Here is a 17,891-nt window from a genome sequence, read left to right as displayed (position 1 = left end):
CTATAAATAGAATCCCTTTAACAATAAATAAATGTTTAACTAATACCAATATAAATATGATAAAAAACCTTGTAGACTTACAATTTAAAATTTTAATCACTAAACAAAAACAATAATTATGAAAAAATCTAAAATCTTTTTAAGTGCAATTGCACTAATCGCTAGTACAATGTTTATTAGCTCTTGTGGGGGCGATAATGACTCACCACCACCACCACCACCAGTACCTTCAAAAATCAAGAAAATTTCTATGAAGTACACAGATAATAAAATAGAATCTTGGGAATTTATTTACGATGCAAATAAGCGTGTTACGAGCATATCGAACATCTATGACGGAGGAACTCCAGAAGCAATTACTTATGATTATAGTGTTGCTGGCAAGCTTACTATTAATAAAAACGGAACTAAAACAGTTTATATTCTCGATACTAATGGACGAGTTGTTAAAGAACTGTGGAATGCTGCTGGAACTGAATGGGAAGCTTATGAATATGATGCTGACGGCATTATGAAAAAAGTAGAAGAATATTATGGTGGAAAAACCTATTTGAAATACAATATGACAATCGCAAGCAAGAATGTAACAAATAGACTTCGTTACAACGACGATGCAGGTTCAACCTTGAGAGAAGATCGAGTGTTTACCTATACAGTTGCAGATAATTTGAGCAATATTCCTCAGATTTACGCTGTTGATTCAGAGTGGAAAAATATTGGTGGTTTATTTGGTAAACAAAACCAGAAACTCGCACTTACTTATACCCGTAAGATCACCTCTAACCCAACATCAAATTTCAACGGAACATTTGCTTATACATTTGATACCAAGAATAGAGTTGCTACACAAACCAAAAACGGAGTAGGAAGTGCCGGGCCATTTTCAGAGTCTTGGACTTACACGTATTATGAAGATTAAATGACATAAATAGATAAAAATCCTACTAAGTATGTTTTCTTAGTAGGATTTATATTGTTTTTTGGTTAATTCTTTTTTGAGGTATTATGATAAAAAAGATATAACCATTTGCACTCCCTTTGTCATTGCTTCGCCAGTTCGTCTGCCACGGCGAACTCGAGTTCGTAGGAATCTCATTGCTCCGTAATCCCGAAAGCTTTCGGGACTGACTTTGTGGATGTGTTTGGCGGTCTCTGACCACAGAATTAAAAAACTTTATTAATATTAACCTTTAAATTATTAGCTTATGTTTATTGTAGAAAATTACGGATTGGCAATTATGCTTTGTGTTATCACTATGTTTTGTTGGGGTTCTTGGGCAAATACAACAAAACTCACCACCAAAACTTGGCGGTTTGAACTCTTTTATTGGGATTATGGCTTCGGAATTTTATTGACCACTTTACTCTTGGCTTTCACTTTAGGAAGCAATGGAATGGAAGGTAGAGCATTTCTTGAAGATTTTTCTCAAGCAAATCAAGACAGCTTAACCTCTGCATTTATTGGAGGTGTAATTTTCAATGCCGCCAATATTTTACTCGTGGCAGCCATTGCCATTGCGGGAATGTCTGTTGCTTTTCCGGTTGCGATTGGGATTGCTTTGGTTCTTGGCGTTCTTGTAAATTATATTTCTAACCCACAAGGCGATCCAACCTTGATTTTTGGTGGAGTTGCTTTAATTACTTTGGCTATTTTACTCAATGCCAAAGCGTATCAAAAATTACAATCCAACTTGGCCGAAAAAGTTTCCAAAAAAGGATTAATCTTGTCGATAGTAAGTGGTTGTTTAATGGGATTATTCTATAAATATGTTGCCGAGTCTATGGTTGCCGATTTCAATATACCCGAAGCAGGAAAACTAACTCCATACACAGCTTTGGTGATTTTTGCAGTTGGCGTTGTCGTGAGCAGTTTTGTTTTCAATACAATTCAAATGAAAAAACCATTTATTGGTGTTCCAGTTTCCTTTTCAGATTATTTTAAAGGTGCGACCAAAGACCATTTAATTGGTATTTTTGGTGGTGCAATTTGGTGTGTAGGAATGTCCTTGAGCATTATCGCTTCAGGCAAAGCTGGGCCAGCAATCTCGTACGGATTGGGACAAGGTGCAACCGTTGTGGCGGCCATTTGGGGAATTTATATCTGGAAAGAATTTGATCAAGCACCAAAAGGAACCAAGTCATTGCTGAATATTATGTTGCTGTTGTACATTGCAGGTTTGGCGATGATTATATTGTCTAAATAGTTAATTATTTGATTTTAAAGTTTGATATTTGTCATTCCAATCTGCTTAATTTTTTGGTAGGTTGGGATGATTTTATTGGAAGGATTCGCAAGTTGTGCATCATACTACCAAAACAGAAACAAAAAATGAACGAAAAAGAAAATCTATACAAAGAAATCGATTTATTGATTGAAACAATAGACAATTATAAGAATGAACCGAACTTTAGTATTGAGAAAAACAGAAGGCAAAATAAAATCGTTTCGGATTTTAAAAATGACAACGAAATTTTAAAAACATTTGCATATTTAATCGCTTATAGTCAAAATGCAAATTCTGAATTGGTAGAACAAATATTGAAATCTGGAAATTATGACAAAGCATTTGAAAATTTTGAGATTGACAAAGTTGCCAAATTAAACCCTTGTGATATTGCAGACAATTCTTGGGAAAGTATAAAAGGAATTAGACAGCAAGGAAAATTATTTCACATTGTAACATTAGCAAGAAAAATAAAAGTGATTGGCTCATTCTATAAATTGCTAAATGACATAAATATTCCGAAAAAAATCAAAACAGAAGATGATATTGAAAACTTTTGGAACGGGTTTGACATATTGCTAAAAACACTAAAAGAAAATAAAATTCCTTTTTTTCAATCAACAACTTCGTTGTTGCATTTTTTATTAGATAGCGGTTATGATTGTGTAAAACCAGATTTGGTAGTAATGAAAGTTGCTAAAAAGTTAAAATTTGTAGAAGAAGAAACTGGAGATAAAAATTTTAGAAAAGCGGTTCGAGTAATTCAAGAATATTCATTGGAACGGAATGTAAGACCAACAATAATAGATTTTTATTTTCTAATAGATGAAGCACAACGTGGTGCAAAAAAATATGTAAAAGAAGAATTTTATAAACGAAATAAATAAAAGTACGAACGTTCGAACTTCTCGCTTGTGTCAACAAAAGAATAAGTTTTTTTGTCATTCCGACGCAGGAGGAATCTCATTTGTTGCTCTCGTTATGTGATTTCTCTCGCTGGTCGAAATGACAAAAGCGTGTTAAATATTCCTTAATTTAATGACATTTCGAGCGAGCGCTAGCCTTAAAAATTACAATAAAGTGAAGTATTCACAGACGAATGGTTGCACACCTTTTATTATTTCAATGACGAAATACCAAAAGAAGAAGATTTTGAAAAAATAATTGCTGATTATCTCACTTTTGAGTTTAGTATGATTATGCAAAACTGAGAATATTTATTTGAAAAATAATAGTAAATTTGTATGGATTTAATGAATATAAAACACGAAATCTTGCAGTTTTAAACAAAAAATATTAAATTAATTTATTATATATCAGCTTGTTAAACGGTTTTTATGGGTCGACTCTTTAGGATTTGAATAGTTTTTCTAGAACAATTTGTAGCAGAATAAAATAAACTAATAGTTTTATCGATAAATCAAAACCTTAATAATTGTAAAATTGTCCAATAGCTTTTTAAATGTGATTTATCCTTTTATAAAATTTATTTTTTTAAAATGTTTCCTATTCCCCGACCAATTTTTTGAATGGTTTCTATCCCTAAGCTCAATGGTTCAGGTGTAATGTTATTATAGCGTTCGTTACTAAATTGTTGACTGAATTGCTGCGGGTAAATAACGATTCTGCTGTTTTTTTTAAAATGTTTTTCGAGTTTGGAGGGAAGATTTTCGAGTGCATTCATATAGGAAGCCGCTCCCTTGCGTGCACAAACTAACACTAACAAATCATCTAGATTGACGGCTTTTGACAAAACAAAAAAGTCGTCCCAATCTTCAAAGTTATGGGGCACAATTGCTGCCGTTAACCTCGCTTTTTTCACCAGTTTGTTAACAGAATTTTGGGTTGTTTCGTTACAGCACAACAAAATGGGAATACTCAGCTCTTGTGCCAGTTTCGCCATTTTTGTGAACCACTGTTCAAACCCGTTTTCATGTTCTGCCAAAGGCGGGATAACAATCGCAATTCTTTTGTGCAATACCAAAGGCTTTTCAAAATGGCAAATAAAAGTGGTTTTATCGGTATTGTTTAAAATATTGTCCACTTTTTCCCCAATTAGTTTGTCTATTAAATCCGCACGGTGAGGCCATCCCAAAACAACAATATCGGCCATAATTTCCCTTGAAATACGCGAGATGCCACTTGCCGGATTATGGTCTATGGTGGTAATAATATTTACTTTTGTTTCTGTTGCGGAAGCTTGCCTCACAAATTCTTCGAGTTTGCTTCTTGCTTTCAGAATGTTTATTTCCGCTTCGTCATTGTTGGAAACCACTGACAGAATTGAAACAGGATTGGCTGCTTTTTTTTCCTTGATGAAAATTGAAAATTCGAGCAGCTTTTCTATGCTTTCTATGTTGGCGATTGGAATGAGAATATGTTCGTTGTTGAAGCTGTTTGCTTTTTTCAAATCTGAGGTATCGCCATCCATTTCAATGACAATTTTTTTGGCTGCCTTTTCCGTTGCAAAAGATGCTATTATGCAGGTGATCAAAATCATTATTATAGAGCCATTCAGAATATTTTCATCCAGTATTCCTGCCTTATAACCTATCAGAACAGCAGCAAGCGTGGCCGCGGCCTGGGCGTTGCTGAGCCCAAAAATAAGCTGGCGTTGTGCCGCTGAATACCTGAACACGAGTTGTGTAACCAAGGAGGCAAACCATTTGCCGAAAATAGCGACAACCGTCATGACAACAGCTATTATTAATGCTTCCGGGCCTTTTAGGATTACGCTCATGTCAACAATCATTCCAACTGAAATCAGAAAAAATGGGATAAAAAGTGAGTTTCCTATAAACTCTATCCTGTTCATCAATGCAGAAGAATGCGGAATCAATTTGTTGAGGGCCAACCCGGCAACGAACGCCCCGATAATTGCCTCAACACCAGCTGCTTGCGCTAAAAATGCGGAAAAGAACACAACAGCCAACACAAAAATATAATGGGAATGTTTTTCGCTTTCCAGCTTGCGAAAAAACCATTTCGCTATTTTCGGAATCACAAAAAACATAATGGCTGAAAAAATTGCCAGTGAAATGCCCAACTTAATCCAAAATTCCTGATTTAGGCTTCCCTGATTATTGCTCATAATAACGGCAAGTGTCAACAGGGCAGCGGTATCTGTAATAATAGTCCCTCCAACTGTTATTGCGACTGCTTGATTTTTGGAAATCCCAAATTTGCTCACAATCGGATAAGCAATAAGTGTATGTGAAGCAAACATACTTGCAGTTAACAGTGACGCATTAAAACCATAACCCAGCAGATAGTAAAATACGGAGAATCCGATGCTCAAAGGAAAAATAAACGTAAAAAACCCGAATAAAAGGCTTTTGTTCCTGTTGGCCTTAAACTGGTTCATGTCCAATTCAAGTCCGGCAATGAACATAATATACAACAAACCGATGGTTGAAAAGAGGTCGACCGCCGAATTTTTTTCCAGTATGTTCAAGCCATAAGGGCCAACAATGACACCCGAAATAATTAAACCGATAATGCCGGGTATATTTAAGCGCCTGAGAAGAATAGGCGAAAGCAGGATAATAAGCAGAATCAATGAAAATATCAACACCGGATTTCCCAGCGGCAATTCAAATTCGTGCAATAAATGTTTAAAAAAGTCTGTCATTTGCTATTCTGGTTGTTGACGCCGTACGGTATTAATTTGCAGTAAATATATGGGATTTGTGGGAAATATAAATATTTTTTTGGGGAGTGCAAAATATTATTTTTATAAAATGGTTTTTTTGAAACCAGATGGACGCTTTAATGACACCGCGTTTTGCAATGTCCACAAAAAGACCAATAAGTTCATTTTAGCTATATTGCAAAAGGATCTTTTAATGGAAGAGGTAAAAAAGCAACCGGTGTTCTTTTCAGGATTCCTTGAACCCATTTTTTTATTTGTTTTACTGTCTTTGAAGTGTCGGTTTGCGTGTGGTTTTTTTTAATTTAGGCCTTAGTTTTAAGTTTCTGTTTTCATTCTTTAATGGAAAGGATCAGTGTTGACGGAATATCTGACAGCCAAACACTTTTTGTTTCCACCAATTTTTTCCAGCTTTCGGTGCTGATGATCATTAAGTCGTTTTGTTTTAGAAATTCTTTTTCAATAACTCGCTCATTGACAAAATTGATATGGCCAGGAGCGAATTGCTCTATTTCCCTTATGGCTTCCTTTAGTGCTGGATGATTTTTAATTTGTCCTTCCGTGTCTAAGATTGTAATATATGAATCTGAATTTTTAATTAGTTTTTGAGCGAACGTTATTGCAAAAATATCCTTTTCGCTAAAAACCGGAATGAATATTTTGTCAATTTTTTGAAAACCCTTATCCACCAAAACACCAACCGAAACTTCACTCTTGCCTAAAATTTGTTGGGTTCTTTGGTCAAATGGTAAATTTTCAAAGAGACTTTCTTTGCCCGTAACCTGGTTAAGCAGTTTTTCCGGATTAATAATTCTTGTGGTGAACCCTAAAATTTTACCCAATAAACTGCCTTCATAAATAGACTGGCCCACGCCAACCAGCAGCAGGTCATAATTGCCCTTGTTCGCCACTTCTGCAATATCGGCATCTATGTTATTTGAAGCTTTGTAAAGCGTCGTAATTTTTTGATTTAATTTTTTTGATTCTTGAATTATTGGCGCAAAACTTTCTGATTCGTATTCTTCTGCATTGTAATGGTGCATTTCATTGCTTGATGTGAGGTGCATAGCGGTTATTGAAGCATTTCCATTAAGTTTCTTTATTAATCCATTTGCCAATCTCAAAAGAGATTTACCGCGTTCTGGGTTTCCGAATGAAACTAAGATTTTGTATTTACTGATTTGCCTGATTTCTTGCGGTATTTCTTCCGATTTGGATTTATATGCCCAATTAATTAAGTCCAACGCGGGACCGGTCATAAATGTTGTCACCAAAGCCATTATAACCATCATTGCAAAAATTTCGGGTGTTAATACGCCAAGGTCATAGCCTATATTAAGAACAATCAATTCCATTAACCCCCTTGTGTTCATCAAAGCCCCTATGGTTAAACTGTCTTTCCAATCTTGGCCTACATATTTGGCCGCCAATGCGCTTCCAATAAATTTACCCACAACAGCAACAAGAATGATTAAGCCTGTCACTTTCCATAAATAAGGGTCATTAAGCAAACCAATTTCGGTTCTTAAGCCGGTAAACACAAAAAACAGGGGAAGTAAAAGCACCAAGGCAATATCTTCCACCTTTTCAATAAAAATATTTCTGAACTTTGTGTTTTCAGGCATAATTGCCCCAGCCATAAAAGCGCCAAACAAAGCGTGAATGCCTATTACTTCGGTGGTATATGAGGAAATAATCAAAGTCAAAAAGAAAATGGCAACAATAGGTTTGCCCAGATTTTCCCGTGATGAATGCAAGTCGCCAACCCTTTTTAAAAATGGACGAACTACTTTTACCATTAAAAAAACATAAAATGCGGCCAGGGCAATAATGTATAAAGCGCTCTCAAACGAACCTGCTTTAACTATGGCAATAACGGCGGCCAACAAACACCAGGCCGTGATGTCGTCCACTGCCGCACAAGTGATGACAATTGTTCCTAAACGTGTTTTCTGCAAGCCTCTTTCTTGCACAATTCTGGCTAAAACCGGAAATGCGGTTATGCTCATTGCGATACCTAAAAACAAGCCAAAGGATAAAAATTGAACGCCTTCGGGAGCAAAAGACCGGTAAATGAAATACGCCAGGCCCATTCCTAAAGCAAACGGAATGATGATACTTGCGTGACTTATTAAGACGGCTTCGTGGGCTTTGTTTCTCAAAACCTTTAAATCCAATTCCATCCCTATAACGAACATAAACAGGATTAAACCTATTTGACTTAAGAACTGTAAATTGCCTAATGATTGGGTTGGAAATAATGTGGCTGAAAATTCAGGAAAATACATTCCAATCAGGGAAGGCCCCAAAACAATGCCTGCAATTATTTCACCTATTACGGTTGGTTGTCCAATTTTTTTAAATACCCATCCAAAGAATCGGGCAACAAAAATGATTGTTACAATTTGGGCCAGAAGAATGGCTAACGGATGCTCCAAATTATAAATCAGGGAATCAACAAATTCTTGCCATTGGCTTTTTCCGGAATTGGGGATTACAATATTTCTGTCTTGCTCCAATTTTGAGCCAAGCAAAACAATCCAATACATAAGGGCAGAAAATCCACTGATTACACCCATATAAAAAAAGCTGTTCTTGAATTTTTTCATACCTATTTGTATTGCTTATTAAACTCATTTAACCGCAATCCAAGGCCAATAATAAATCTGTCATATGTTATTATTGTTGTTGACGCTTTATGGTCTGAATTTGCGGTAAATATAGATGATTTAATGAATATATAAATATTTTTATGAATGAATACGTCATAGTTTTATTTATAGGGAAAAGGGTTTTTAAAAACCAAAAAAAAGAAAGTCAAAATTGAAATATTTTATCTATTTTCAAATAAAATCATCCAAATTTGGATAAATTTATTCATGTATTCTCAATTTTGACAATTTATAATTATTGATGATTTTGGATAATTAAATTGTAAACAGATCTCATGGGATGTAACAAAAAATCAATTATATACCGCTTTCAATAAACTCAAATATGTTAAAAATTAAGAACAATTTTAAAAATCTTCAATTAGAAATAGGCATGCAAATTCCTCGATTTTTTTATTCTTTTATTAAGTATGTAGTTAAGAAGGTTTTTTTAAGTTTCATTATTTTTTTGTATATTTAAGTTTATTAATTAAAAAGCAAAAAATTATGGCAGTATTAAAAGTAATAGAAATTATGGCTAGTTCTTCCAAAAGTTGGGAAGAAGCTACGAGAAATGCAGTTGCTCATGCAACAAAAAGTGTAAACCATATTAAGTCAGCATTTGTACAATCGCAAAGTGTAGTTGTTAATGATGGTGAGATTGAAGAATTTAGAGTTAACGTTAAAATTACATTTGAAGTTAGATAACATAAATGTATATTTATATTTAAAGCGCTTTTTAAAGCGCTTTTGTTTTTTATGTATTTTTGAAAAAAAAATATTAATGTATAAATTTCTTATTCTTTTTACTGTCATTTCTTTCTTAAGTTGCAATGATAAAACCGAAAAAAAAATGCAAAATCACAAATTCACCAATAGTTTAATTAATGAAACGAGTCCTTATTTACTTCAACATGCGCACAATCCAGTTAATTGGTATGCTTGGAATAAGGAAACACTTGAATTAGCCAAAAAGGAAAATAAATTAATTTTGATTTCTATTGGGTATTCATCTTGTCATTGGTGCCATGTTATGGAGCATGAGAGTTTTGAAAATGAAGAAGTTGCCGCCATAATGAATGAACATTTTATAAATATAAAAATTGATAGAGAGGAACGGCCAGATATAGATCAAATTTATATGAATGCGGTGCAATTAATGACAGGTAGTGGAGGTTGGCCATTAAATTGTGTTGCATTACCAGATGGAAGACCGTTTTGGGGAGGGACTTATTTTCCAAAAGAAAATTGGATTAGTGCACTTCAACAACTTTCAAAACTATATTCAGAAACACCTGAAAAAGCAATTGAATATGCCGAAAAACTTACAGAAGGTATCAAAAATTCAGATTTAATTGAATTAAATAAAAATGAAGTTATTTACAAGATTTCTCATTTAAAATCGTCTGTTGATAATTGGAAAAAGAATATTGACCCTGAGCTAGGAGGCAGAAAAGGATCGCCTAAATTTCCAATGCCAAATAATTACCAGTTTTTGTTACGATATGGTGTGCAAGCAAATGATGGTGAGATACTTAATTATGTAAACACCTCTTTAACTAAAATGGCTTTAGGAGGTATCAATGATCATATTGGTGGAGGTTTTGCTCGGTATTCTGTTGATGCCAAATGGCATATTCCTCATTTTGAAAAAATGTTGTACGATAATGGGCAGTTGGTAAGTCTATATGCAGAAGCTTATCAAGCAACTAAAAATGAATTGTACAAAAAAACAGTATATCAAACGTTAGAATTTATTGAAAGAGAATTAACTACAAATGAAGGAGCATTTTATTCTTCTTTAGATGCAGATAGTAAAACCAAAGAGGGTAAATTAGTTGAAGGTGCTTATTATGTATGGACAAAACCTGAATTAGAACGAATTTTAGGGAGTGATTTTAGAATTTTTTCTGATTTTTATAATGTAAACGAGTATGGATATTGGGAACATGATAATTATGTGTTAATTAGAAAAAATAATACCTATGAAATTTCTAAAAAGCATGGAATATCAATTGTTGATTTGGATAAAAAAGTAACAAATTGGAGAAATAAACTTTTAAAAGAAAGAATAAAAAAGGACAAACCACGATTAGATGATAAATCGTTGACATCATGGAATGCACTCATGCTAAAAGGGTACATTGATGCATATACTGTTTTTGGTGATAAACATTTTCTTGATGTTGCAATTAAAAATGCCACGTTTATTTATTCAAAACAACTTCAAGAAGGTGGAAATTTAAATCATACCTATAAAAATGGGAAGAGCACAATTAATGGATATTTAGAAGATTATGCAACTGTAGTAGATGCTTATATTTCACTGTATGAAGCCACACTAAATGAAAAATGGTTGAACACGGCAAAACAATTGACAGATTACGTTTTTGATCATTTTTATGACACAAAAAGTTCTATGTTTTTTTTCACATCTAATGAGGATGCGAATCTAATTGCCCGAAAAATGGAAATTGAAGACAATGTAATTCCTGCTTCTAACTCCATAATGGCAAAAAATTTATTTAAATTAAGTCATTATTATTCAAACAACTATTATTTAAAAGTGAGTAAACAAATGCTTTTAAATGTGCAAGCCAAAGCGAATCTATATGGGTCTGGATATTCAAATTGGCTTCAGTTAAAGAGTTATTTAGTAGGTGAATATTATGAAATTGCAATTTCAGGGAAAGATGCATTGGTAAAACTTGAAGAGATCAATACCCAATACATACCAAATAAATTAATAGCGGGAAGTACTAAAAAAAGTTCTCTTCCTTTAATGGAAGGGAGATTTTCGGAAAATGAAACTTTTATTTATGTATGTGTTGATGGCACTTGTAAACTTCCTGAAAGAGATACTAAAAAAGCATTAAATCAATTAAAAATTAAATTTTAGAACATGAAATTTTTACAAGTATTTTTTGTGGGTTTAGTAGCTTTTGAGCATATTTATTTTATGATTTTAGAAATGTTTTACTGGGACAAACCAAAAGGACTAAAAGTTTTTGGATTGACTTTAGAAGACGCAAAAATTTCAAAAACGTTAGCTAAAAATCAAGGTTTGTATAATGGTTTTTTGGCTGCTGGACTCATTTGGTCGATTGTTGATTCAACAAATTTTGATTCAATTGCTTTGTTCTTTTTATCCTGCGCTATTGTTGCTGGCATTTATGGAGCTTATACTACTAAAAAAATTAAGTTGTTTTATGTTCAATCTTTGCCAGCTTTGGTTGGATTAACATTAATTATATTTAATAATTGGCACTTTAAATAGTTATTTTTTAGGCTTATTCACCATAAAATCTTTTAAATAAAAAGGCTCAAAATAAGCGACATTTTCAAAAGAAGAAGTTTTATACTTTTCAAACGAAAGAAGTTCCATTTCTTTGGCTGATGGAAATTTATCTTCAATAAAATGGGCATTTTTATGAGTGATAATTGTTTTACATTTTTCGACACCATCTCCTAAAAAATACACATTACCAAGATCTAAATATTTTTTAAAAGACTCACTTGTAACAATTTTAGCAGCAACATCTTCCTTTATAAAATTAGTTTCATCGAAAACAGCGCAATAAACTTCCATTCTTCGAGCATCTAAAAGTGGAATTTTAAATCCTTCTGCAACGTACATAGAATGAGCCAATGATTTTAATGTATGTATTGAAATTAATGGAATGTTTAGCGCAAAACATAATCCTTTTGCTGCTGAAACGCCAATTCTTAAACCAGTATAAGACCCAGGACCCTTACTAACAGCAACCGCGCTAAGATCTGAAAATGTTAAAGAAGCATCGGTTAACACTTTTTTTATAAATTCATGCAACTTTTCTGCATGAGAAAAACCACCATCATTTAATTCTTTTAACGCAACAGTTACACCATCTTTTGCAATACTTACAGAGCAGTTTTTTGTTGAAGTTTCTAAGTTTAAAATTATTGCCAATTTCTAGTTTTAAAAAAGCAAAGATACTTAATTCAATGCGCATAAAACACCATGCATTTTATAAAAATGCACGCAATTGTTATCTCGATCTGGACTTGAAAACCTAATTTTTTAATGTTTAAGATATTCAAATACCATTAAGGTAACTTTTCATTTTAGCCTTTATAATTATAATCTTTATAAAAATAATTATTCAATTACAATTGGAATTCCTAAATAATATTCTAGTAATTTGGTTCTAAATACAAAATTATATTTTGCATTTACCATAGAAGATTGTGCATTCACCAACCCATTTCTAACTTGATCAAAATCAAAGGAAGTCATTACCCCAGAATTGTAGCTTTCTTGAGCATTTTTAAAAGATTCTTGTTGTGCTTTCAACGATTTTTCCGCAGAAACAAATTGATTTAGTGAGGCTTTTGCATCGGCATATGCTTTTTCAATCGTTTCACGTAATTTAACTTGTTTATCGAGCAATTGAAGTTCTGAACGTTTTTGGTTTATTTGAGCTTTAGCAACATTAGATTTTGTTTGAAATCTATTAAAAATAGGTATGTTCAATGAAAAACCGGCATTATATCCTAAGTTATCTTCAATCTGTTTCCCAAAACCATTTGGTACATATACCACATTATTGTTACTATCTATAATTGGTCTAAGATCTTTTTCACCTTGATTATGTTGGTATGAAGTTCCAATTCCACCACCAAATGATAGCGTTGGAAGAAAAGCAGCTTTTGCCATATCAACCGATAATTTAGAGTTTTCAATTGCTATTTCTGCGCTTTTAAATTCTGGTAAAGAGCTTACAGCTTTGTTAAATATTTCATCGGTGTCATTATAAATTAATGATGCTGAGTTAACAGTTAATTGAACAGTCTCTACGTCAAAACCTTTATGGCTAACTTGTAATAATTGGGCTAAACTTAATAAAGAAAGGTCTAATGCATTTTGAGCAGCAGTAAGTTGTTGATTATTGGTAGCTAAAGTGGCTTCAGCTTCAAATAAAATTGATTTAGGCTTCGAGCCAGACTCAAGTAATATTTTTGCTTTTTCAAGTTGTTTTTCGCTAATACTAACCTGATCTTTAGCGATTAAAAGACTTTCTTTATTTAATAGAACATTTAAATAAAAGTTAACAACATATAGCATAATGCCATTTTTATTTTCTTCTAAATTAAAACCAGCCGCTTCAAGATTTTTTTGAGTCTGTATTAAATTTAACTTGTTTCTATTTCCATTATATAGCGTAACGCCTGTATTAATTCCAAAACTATTAGAACGGCTATCTCTAGAAACTCGTCCGCCGTAATTATCTATATAAGAGCCAAAATTAAAATTTTGTGACATGGAAGAATTTACAGAAGGATAAAAATTTCCTTTTGCAATAGTGATGTCTTCCTCTATTAATTCTTTGCTAAGTTCTTGTTGTTTAACAGAAATGTTATTGTCAATAGCGTAATTAACGCATTCTTGAAGTGTCCATTTTTTATCTTGTGCAATTCCGGTTAAAAAAATCAGAAATGCTAAAATTGTAGCAAATTGTGTTTTCATTATTATCTTTCGAGTTTTTGTGTTAAGCTGAATGGGTATAAGACGACCAAAATAATCATTTGTTACATATTTTGTCTCTTATAGGAATGTTAAAATTTCTATTTCTTTTTGTGCTTAACAATAAAATAAAGCAACGTTCCAACTAAAATGTATGGAAAAATCATTAAATAAAGAATTCCAGAATTTAAACCTTCGGCTTCAGAAACACCACCACTTTCAACCACTGCTTTACACATTGCACATTGAGCCTTTGCAATTTGAATGAATAAAAGTAACAGTATGGAAAGTGCTATTTTCTTCATTTTAGTAAAAAGGTGAAATTAAGAGATACACTAAAACGCCACTAATTGCAACATAAGCCCATAAAGGAAAAGTAAATTTTGCTATTTTTTTATGAAGTTCAATTTGGTTGGTTATACCTCTCACAAAAGTTATTAAAACAAACGGAATTACTATAATTGAAAGCAGAATATGAGAAATTAATAAGAAATAGTAAATAGTTCTTATAATTCCTTCACCACCATATTTTGTAGATTCTGAAGTGATATGATGCGCAATGTATAAAACTAAAAAAATTACTGAAAAGGAAATAGCCAATTTCATTAAGGTTTCATGAAGTTTTATTTTTTTAGATTTTACGGACCAAACGGCAACAAAAAGAATAATAGCTGTAAGAGCATTAATAGTTGCATAAATTGGTGGTAAAAAAACAGGTAGTTCAACATCTACTTTTACGCTAAACAGAAGTGCTACAGAAATAGGGATTAAAATGGATAAAAAAACAATCCACTTATTATATTTTTGGGCATTTTTAGTCATTATTCTTTTAATAAAGTTTTAATATCTTCTTTTAACATTAAAATATTTTTTGTGTCTAAACCATCATAAAATGCAATAGGGTTTCCAAATTCATCCAAACGAGATCTAATGTGACCATTTTTATCTACTAAGGCAAACATGCCAGAATGTTCAAATCCACCTTCAGCGGCACTATTTTCGCCTGCATATAACGCAATTCCTTTGTTTGCAAAAGCATAGATAGTTTCTTTGTCACCTGTTAAAAAGTTCCAATTGGCCCATGTAGCACCATTTTTTTTGGCATATTCCTTGAGTATTTGGGGTGTGTCATATTCTGGATTTATACTAAATGAAGCAATTCCAAAATCTAAATTTCCGTAAAATTCATTTTGAATGGTTGCCATATTTTTGTTCATAATTGGGCAAATAGTAGGACAAGTGGTAAAGAAAAATTCAATTACGTATACCTTGTTTTTGTAAAATGAATTCGAAATTAATATACCATTTTGATTTGTAAACTCGAATGGAGGAACTTTTCCAATAGTTATTAATGTTGTTGTTTTAAAACGATTTACCACTTTTGGAACTGTATAAATGCCAAATATTAAAATAATAAAAGCAACTCCTATGTATGAATATTTCTTCATTTTTTTAAATTCTCTATTCTCTATTCTTTATTCACTTAATAACAATTTTGAAAGAAATTAAATTTCTCGTTTTCTTCTTGCCTTTTTTTCTTCAGATTTTTTAAGCTGGTAATAAATGATGGCAATATCATCTTTCATTTTATTTTTTAATGTAGCTACTTCTTTCATAGTATAACCATATAACTTTCCATCTGAAGTATCTTCATCATCTTTTCGGCCCCTTAGTCTAAGATCCATATCTACAATAAATGCATTTTCAGAATATAAATTCTGATTTAGGTCAAAAGGAGTTTTAAAACTTGCAAAAAGTTGTTGAATTTCGGTTTTAGATGCGTACACAAATTGCCAGTTTTTAATATCGGTAAAAGCACTCAATTCTACTATTACTTCACTGTAATCCTTTTCAGATTCTTTTGGAATAATTGCAACAGCCTGAAAGTAAGGCTTTTGGTAATATCGTTTGTAAATAGTTTGATTTAAATTAAAGAGGCTGGCTTTTGCTTCGGAAATATTACTACCTAAAAAACAAACAATATTTAATTTAGTGGCAAATGATGCATTAGTAGAAGATAATGGTTTAAAATCAGTAACTTCTTCGGTTAAAATTGGTAAATTTTGATGTTTATAAATACCTAGTGAGAGAAAAATATAAAATATTAAAGGGGCGATAAATAAGCCAAACAGTAAAAGGAATTTTTTCAAATCAAACTTTGAATATGCTAATCTAAAAAGATCTTTAATTTTTTTCATGCTAATAAAGTTAAACAAAAAAGGTAGCTATTAAACTACCTCCTAATTTAATCTAAATATTTTAGTATTTAATAATTCCATTTTGTTAATGGTCCTAATACGTCGTTTATATAACTTCCTTCAATTAATAAAAGTGCTGCTAAGTACGCAATTAAAAATAAGGCAGTCCAAACAACAGCTCTACGTAAATTTGCCTTCTCATCAGCCATATGCATAAAAAACCAGGTGATGTAATATGCTTTTACCAAAGTTAGCACAAGAAATATAATATTCAGTGGACTTGTGCCTAAAATTTTAGTTAAATGAAGAGATTCTGGTTTTACAATACCTAAAATAACTTCAACAATTGTAATAACTGAAAGTATGCCAAATACTTTCCAAATTAATTTTGTGTGCGATTTATGTTCTTGAGCGTGTGCCATCATTTTTAAATTTTTAAGAATTAAACCAAGTAGAAGAATGTGAAAACAAATACCCAAACTAAATCTACAAAGTGCCAGTACAATCCAACTTTTTCTACCATTTCATAATGTCCTCTGCGTTCATAAGTTCCAATAATAACATTAAAAAAGATGATAATATTGATAATTACTCCTGAAAAAACGTGAAACCCGTGAAACCCGGTAATAAAGAAAAAGAAATCGGCAAATAGCGTTTTTCCGTATTCATTAACTTTTAAGTTTGCTCCTTTAACTACAATTTTTGCTTCGTTTAAATAAGTCATTGCTTCTGCTCTAGGAATGATTGTTTTTTCTTTTGTTTCTGGATTTATTTGTTCTGTTCTTATGGTAATAGATGGGTTTGCTTTAAAGCCTTCAATTACTTGATTTACAGAAAATGGAGGTAAGGCGGCTTCTTTAACAAACCACAATCCTTTATTTTTTGTATGCTCAACTCTTCCTTCATCGGAAGATAAAGCAAATTTTTCTAATTCAATCTGATGGCCAGATGCATCTACAAACTGAATGATTTTCCCATCGTGTAATTGTACTGCTCCATAAGAACCATTGATGAAATTTTTCCATTCCCAGGCTTGAGAGCCTAAGAAAATTAAACCTCCTATAATAGTAAGCAACATGTAAAAAGTAACTTTCTTTTTATTCATTTGATGTCCTGCATCTACAGCCAAAACCATTGTAACAGAAGAGAATATTAAAACAAACGTCATTATTGCTACATAGTACATTGGTGCATGTACTCCATGTAAAAAAGGAAAGTGAGTAAATACTTCATCGGCAATTGGCCAAGAATCAATAAATTTAAAACGCATTAATCCATAAGCGCCTAAAAACCCAGAAAAGGTAAGTGCATCAGACAAAATGAAAAACCACATCATCATTTTACCGTAACTTGCGCCTAAAGGATTATTGTTTCCGCCTTCCCACGAAGTTCCATTTGTTTCTGTAGCAGCAGTTGCTTCCATATCAATTATTTTTTGATTTTTAGTTTAGTTTTGCCAAAAGTACATTTTTTTTATTATCTAACCCATTGGGTGCAATTATTAAAAACGTCTGTTCGAGTGTTTTTTGTGCAGTAAAACGAAACAAAAAATGTATCGAGAACCGTTTTTAACTATCATTTTTCTGTTCTCGATACAATTTTCTATCGAAAATCACTCGAAGTGACGAAAAATCATCGTTAAAAATTAATTGCACCCAACGCGTT

16 protein-coding genes are annotated in these 17,891 nt (G+C 32.3%); 6 read left to right on the top strand and 10 right to left on the bottom strand.

Annotated features, from left to right (window positions below; translation table 11 throughout):
- Positions 1 to 118: 118 nt before the first annotated feature.
- The 3 genes from Q8S45_RS07190 (at position 119) to Q8S45_RS07180 (ending at position 3,112) form a co-directional block, all read left to right on the top strand.
- Positions 119 to 919: a hypothetical protein gene (locus tag Q8S45_RS07190; protein WP_305602931.1), complete on the top strand. Its 801-nt coding sequence runs from the start codon at positions 119 to 121 to the stop codon at positions 917 to 919.
- Positions 920 to 1,205: 286 nt separating this feature from the next.
- On the top strand, positions 1,206 to 2,204 hold the full coding sequence (locus tag Q8S45_RS07185; protein ID WP_305602927.1) for a GRP family sugar transporter: 999 nt from the start codon (positions 1,206 to 1,208) through the stop codon (positions 2,202 to 2,204).
- A 125-nt stretch (positions 2,205 to 2,329) separates the two neighbouring features.
- The gene (locus Q8S45_RS07180; RefSeq protein WP_305602924.1) at positions 2,330 to 3,112 is read left to right on the top strand and encodes a hypothetical protein; all 783 of its coding nucleotides are present in this window, start codon (positions 2,330 to 2,332) and stop codon (positions 3,110 to 3,112) included.
- Between the two features lie 599 nt (positions 3,113 to 3,711).
- On the opposite strand, the gene Q8S45_RS07175 is transcribed toward Q8S45_RS07180, so the two are convergent.
- Together Q8S45_RS07175 and Q8S45_RS07170 are read right to left on the bottom strand one after the other, a co-directional pair.
- Positions 3,712 to 5,856, bottom strand: coding sequence for a cation:proton antiporter (locus tag Q8S45_RS07175; RefSeq protein ID WP_305602922.1), 2,145 nt, complete (start codon positions 5,854 to 5,856; stop codon positions 3,712 to 3,714).
- A 350-nt stretch (positions 5,857 to 6,206) separates the two neighbouring features.
- Entirely contained in the window at positions 6,207 to 8,483 is a 2,277-nt protein-coding gene (locus Q8S45_RS07170) for a cation:proton antiporter (RefSeq protein ID WP_305602920.1), read from the bottom strand.
- A gap of 549 nt (positions 8,484 to 9,032) precedes the next feature.
- On the opposite strand from Q8S45_RS07170, the gene Q8S45_RS07165 reads away from it, so the two are divergent.
- The 3 genes from Q8S45_RS07165 (at position 9,033) to Q8S45_RS07155 (ending at position 11,802) form a co-directional block, all read left to right on the top strand.
- Entirely contained in the window at positions 9,033 to 9,233 is a 201-nt protein-coding gene (locus Q8S45_RS07165; RefSeq protein ID WP_305602917.1) for a dodecin family protein, read from the top strand.
- 145 nt (positions 9,234 to 9,378) lie between these two features.
- Positions 9,379 to 11,424, top strand: a complete 2,046-nt coding sequence (locus tag Q8S45_RS07160) for a thioredoxin domain-containing protein (protein WP_305602914.1) — start codon at positions 9,379 to 9,381, stop codon at positions 11,422 to 11,424.
- A 3-nt stretch (positions 11,425 to 11,427) separates the two neighbouring features.
- Positions 11,428 to 11,802, top strand: a complete 375-nt coding sequence (locus tag Q8S45_RS07155) for a DUF1304 domain-containing protein (protein ID WP_305602912.1) — start codon at positions 11,428 to 11,430, stop codon at positions 11,800 to 11,802.
- On the opposite strand, the gene tsaB is transcribed toward Q8S45_RS07155, so the two are convergent.
- The 8 genes from tsaB to Q8S45_RS07115 all read right to left on the bottom strand — a co-directional run bounded on the left by tsaB (position 11,803) and on the right by Q8S45_RS07115 (position 17,649).
- Entirely contained in the window at positions 11,803 to 12,474 is a 672-nt protein-coding gene (gene tsaB, locus Q8S45_RS07150; RefSeq protein ID WP_305602909.1) for a tRNA (adenosine(37)-N6)-threonylcarbamoyltransferase complex dimerization subunit type 1 TsaB, read from the bottom strand.
- A gap of 189 nt (positions 12,475 to 12,663) precedes the next feature.
- Positions 12,664 to 14,031, bottom strand: a complete 1,368-nt coding sequence (locus Q8S45_RS07145; protein ID WP_305602907.1) for a TolC family protein — start codon at positions 14,029 to 14,031, stop codon at positions 12,664 to 12,666.
- Between the two features lie 98 nt (positions 14,032 to 14,129).
- Positions 14,130 to 14,333, bottom strand: coding sequence for a hypothetical protein (locus Q8S45_RS07140; RefSeq protein ID WP_305602904.1), 204 nt, complete (start codon positions 14,331 to 14,333; stop codon positions 14,130 to 14,132).
- Between the two features lies 1 nt (position 14,334).
- Positions 14,335 to 14,850: a DUF420 domain-containing protein gene (locus tag Q8S45_RS07135; RefSeq protein ID WP_305602902.1), complete on the bottom strand. Its 516-nt coding sequence runs from the start codon at positions 14,848 to 14,850 to the stop codon at positions 14,335 to 14,337.
- A complete protein-coding gene (locus Q8S45_RS07130) occupies positions 14,850 to 15,476 on the bottom strand; it encodes an SCO family protein (protein WP_305602899.1) in 627 nt (208 codons plus the stop codon). The genes Q8S45_RS07135 and Q8S45_RS07130 overlap by 1 nt, the downstream gene beginning before the upstream one ends.
- 57 nt (positions 15,477 to 15,533) lie before the next feature.
- Entirely contained in the window at positions 15,534 to 16,226 is a 693-nt protein-coding gene (locus Q8S45_RS07125) for a hypothetical protein (RefSeq protein WP_305602898.1), read from the bottom strand.
- 68 nt (positions 16,227 to 16,294) lie between these two features.
- Positions 16,295 to 16,648, bottom strand: coding sequence for a cytochrome C oxidase subunit IV family protein (locus Q8S45_RS07120; protein WP_305602965.1), 354 nt, complete (start codon positions 16,646 to 16,648; stop codon positions 16,295 to 16,297).
- 20 nt (positions 16,649 to 16,668) lie between these two features.
- Complete coding sequence (locus Q8S45_RS07115) at positions 16,669 to 17,649, bottom strand: cytochrome c oxidase subunit 3 (protein ID WP_305602896.1); 981 nt, start codon at positions 17,647 to 17,649, stop codon at positions 16,669 to 16,671.
- Positions 17,650 to 17,891: the final 242 nt, after the last annotated feature.

Source organism: Lutibacter sp. (assembly GCF_030692605.1).
Classification (GTDB): domain Bacteria; phylum Bacteroidota; class Bacteroidia; order Flavobacteriales; family Flavobacteriaceae; genus Lutibacter.
This window is presented reverse-complemented; position numbering and strand designations above follow the sequence as displayed.